Annotated in this window: 3 protein-coding genes and 1 pseudogene; 2 read left to right on the top strand and 2 right to left on the bottom strand. The window is 68.9% G+C overall.

Translation table 11 applies throughout. From position 1 onward, the window contains the following. Together JHC79_RS22970 and JHC79_RS22975 are read right to left on the bottom strand one after the other, a co-directional pair. The coding region (locus JHC79_RS22970; protein WP_296395267.1) for a chemotaxis protein CheB at positions 1-649 on the bottom strand (649 nt) is incomplete at its 3' end. Positions 650-747: 98 nt separating this feature from the next. Continuing rightward, complete coding sequence (locus JHC79_RS22975; protein WP_296395269.1) at positions 748-1,503, bottom strand: SDR family oxidoreductase; 756 nt, start codon at positions 1,501-1,503, stop codon at positions 748-750. Between the two features lie 95 nt (positions 1,504-1,598). On the opposite strand from JHC79_RS22975, the gene glmU reads away from it, so the two are divergent. Next, entirely contained in the window at positions 1,599-3,131 is a 1,533-nt protein-coding gene (gene glmU, locus JHC79_RS22980) for a bifunctional UDP-N-acetylglucosamine diphosphorylase/glucosamine-1-phosphate N-acetyltransferase GlmU (protein WP_296395271.1), read from the top strand. A 29-nt stretch (positions 3,132-3,160) separates the two neighbouring features. Next, a pseudogene (prsA, locus tag JHC79_RS22985) lies at positions 3,161-3,570 on the top strand (ribose-phosphate pyrophosphokinase); the annotation flags it as partial.

Raw genomic sequence — 3,570 nt, forward strand, 5'->3', positions numbered from 1 at the left:
TGATCACGGCTTCGAGGGCCGAGTCATCCATCGAGAGAGCGGAATCCGGCGGATCCGACCGCCGCGCGTCGCGTGGGTCGAGCACTCGCGCCAACTCCGGCAGAATCTCCCTGACGGGCAGCACCAGGTCAGGTGTGCCGGTGGCGATCGCAGCGCCGGGCATGCCGCTGAAGCTCGCGCTCGCGGGATCCTGAACCGCGACCAGGCCGCCCGCGCTGTGGACCGACTCCACACCCGCCGCCCCGTCGTCACCTGTACCGGAGAGCAGGATCGCGACCGCGTCGACGCCGCGCGTCAGTCCCACCGAGGTGAACAACCGGTCGATGCTGGGCCACGGCGGACCGAGCTCGCCGACAGGGTCGACCCGCAGCACGTCGCCGTCCACGGTCATGTCCACCGCCGGGGGTGCGACGTAGACGACATCGGGGACGAGCTCGGCTCCGTCGGAGGCGGTGATCACCTGTAGGGGGGTGACCCGGGCGAGGAGTTCGGGGAGAACACTCGAGTCCGTCGGCGACAGGTGCTGCGCCACCACGAAACATTCGTCGTGGCCGACAGTCGCGGTGGCCAACAGGGCCGACAGCGCCTCGATACCACCGGCCGAGCTGCCGACGGCGATCACGCGACGGGGGCCGTACCCAGACGTCATCAGTCCCGCCTCCCCCGGACCCGCGGCTGGGTCGGGAAAGATCGTATCCCCGATCGATCCCGTGCACGCCGCAATCGTTGTCGTCGGGGGCGGCGACGTCAGTCCCGGGGGCCGCCCGCGACGTAGAGAACTTGACCGGAGACGAAGCCTGCGCCTTCGCTGGCGAAGAACGACGCAGCGTGAGCGATGTCCTCCGGGACACCGCCGCGCTTGACGGGGATCGCCTCAGCGTTGGCCTTGACGAACTCCTCCCAGCCCATACCGACGCGCTCGGCGGTTGCCTTGGTCATGTCGGTCTGGATGAATCCCGGGGCGATCGCGTTGGCGGTGACACCGAACTTGCCGAGTTCGATCGCGAGGGTCTTGGTGAAGCCCTGCATGCCCGCCTTGGCGGCGGAGTAGTTCGACTGTCCCCGGTTGCCCAGGGCGGAGGTGCTCGACAGGTTCACGATGCGTCCCCACTTGGCCGCGACCATGTGCTCCTGGACGCCGCGCGCCATCAGGAAAGCGCCGCGCAGGTGGACACCCATGACCGCGTCCCAGTCTCCGACCGACATCTTGAACAACAGGTTGTCCCGCAGGATCCCGGCGTTGTTGACCAGCACCGTGGGGGCACCGAGTTCGGAGGTGACCTTGGCGATGGCGGCGGTCACCGACTCCTCGTCGGAGACGTCGGCCCCGATCGCGAGGGCGGTACCGCCCGCATCGGTGATCGCCGCGACCGTGTCCGCGCTGGACTCCTCGGTCAGGTCGAGCACGCCGACGGCGAGGCCGTCCGAGGCCAGACGCGCCGCGACCGCTGCGCCGATCCCTCGTCCCGCACCGGTCACAATCGCGGTTCTACGCTCGCTCACTGATCCACCTTTCGTCGACTACCAGGTCTCACAAGTTGTACCAGTGCGTAGGATCGGGCCCGATCCACATCCCTACCAGTGGAAACAGGAGTTGTATGTCTGCGCAGACAACCGATCTGGGGTCGCCCGGTCAGGCGGTCGGAACGGCTGTCCTCGTACTCGCCGCAGGTGCGGGTACGCGAATGAAATCCACTGTCCCCAAGGTTCTGCACTCGATCGGTGGGCGCACCCTGCTCGCTCACTCCCTGCATGCCGCCGCCGGACTCGACCCCGATCACCTCGTCGCGGTCGTCGGCCACGCCCGCGAACGCGTCACCGCCGCGTGCGACGAGGTGGCCGACGTGCTCGGGCGACCGATTGCCGCCGCGGTGCAGGAGACACAGAACGGCACCGGCGGCGCGGTGCGCGCCGGGCTCGCGGCGCTGCCCGAGGACTTCACGGGCGTGGTGGTGGTGACGGCGGCCGACGTCCCGTTGCTCACCGGCGCCGCGCTGCGCACCCTGCGCGAGCACCACCTGTCCACCGGCTCGCAGGTCACGCTGATGACGTCGACCGCGCAGGATCCGACCGGGTACGGACGCGTGCTGCGCACCCAGGACGGGGAGGTGACCGAGATCGTGGAGGAGCGCGACGCGACACCGCAGCAGCGGCTGATCACCGAGGTGAACTCCGGCGTCTACGCTTTCGACTCAGTCACCCTGGCGGCGGCGCTGGCCGATCTCGACGACGACAACGCGCAGGGCGAGATCTACCTGACCGATGTGGTCGCGATCGCCCGCGGCATGGACAAGACCGTGCACGCCAACCGGATCGACGACGCCCTGCTGGTCGCCGGCTGCAACGACCGGTTGCAACTGAGCACCCTCGGGGCCGAGTTGAACCGCCGCGTGGTCGCGCGCCTGATGCTCGATGGCGTCACGGTGGTCGATCCCGCGACCACCTGGGTCGACGTCGAGGTGCGAGTGGCCGCCGACGTCACCCTGCTGCCCGGCACCCAACTGCACGGCACCACGGCGGTCGCCGCGCATGCCGTCGTCGGACCGGACACCACCCTCACCGACGTCGAGGTCGGCGAGGGGGCCACCGTCATCCGCACCCACGGCAGCGAGTCCCGCATCGGGCCGGGCGCGCAGGTCGGGCCGTTCGCGTACCTGCGCCCGGGTACCGACCTGGGCGAGGGATCCAAGATCGGCACGTTCGTCGAGACGAAGAACACCACGGTGGGCGCCGGGTCCAAGGTCCCGCACCTGACCTACGTGGGCGACGCGACGATCGGCGAGCAGACCAACATCGGTGCGTCGAGCGTGTTCGTCAACTACGACGGGGTGTCGAAGAACCGCACCACCGTCGGTTCCTACTGCCGCACCGGCTCGGACAACATGTTCGTCGCTCCGGTGACCGTGGGTGACGGCGCGTATACCGGGGCCGGTACGGTGCTCAGGCAGGATGTTCCCCCGGGTGCCCTCGCGGTGTCGGGTGGGGCCCAGCGCAACATCGAGGGGTGGGTCGCCGACAAGCGCCCCGACACCCCATCGGCACACGCGGCCGCGCGTGCTCAGGCAGCAGGTATCAACGGCGCGGGCGACGACGTCGCGCCCGGCACACCGGAAGAGATGGACGAGCAGTGAACTGGACCACGGACAACCAGAAGAACCTGATGCTGTTCTCTGGTCGGGCACATCCCGAACTGGCCGAGGCGGTCGCGAAGGAACTCGGCGTCTCGGTGACACCGCAGACCGCACGCGACTTCGCCAACGGCGAGATCTTCGTTCGTTTCGAGGACTCGGTCCGCGGGTCGGATGCCTTTGTGCTGCAGAGCCATCCGGCGCCGCTGAACACGTGGCTGATGGAACAGCTGATCATGATCGACGCGCTCAAGCGCGGATCGGCCAAGCGCATCACCGCGATCCTGCCGTTCTACCCCTACGCCCGCCAGGACAAGAAGCACCGGGGCCGTGAGCCCATCTCGGCACGTCTCGTCGCCGACCTCCTCAAGACCGCCGGCGCCGACCGCATCATCACCGTCGACCTGCACACCGACCAGATCCAGGGCTTCTTCGACGGCCC

The sequence above is a fragment of the Williamsia sp. genome (assembly GCF_016462415.1).
GTDB lineage: Bacteria > Actinomycetota > Actinomycetes > Mycobacteriales > Mycobacteriaceae > Williamsia_A.

Bases quoted from the DNA above. Each gene is read 5' to 3' on its own strand.
- glmU (WP_296395271.1), top strand. From the start codon at position 1,599: ATGTCTGCGCAGACAACCGATCTGGGGTCGCCCGGTCAGGCGGTCGGA.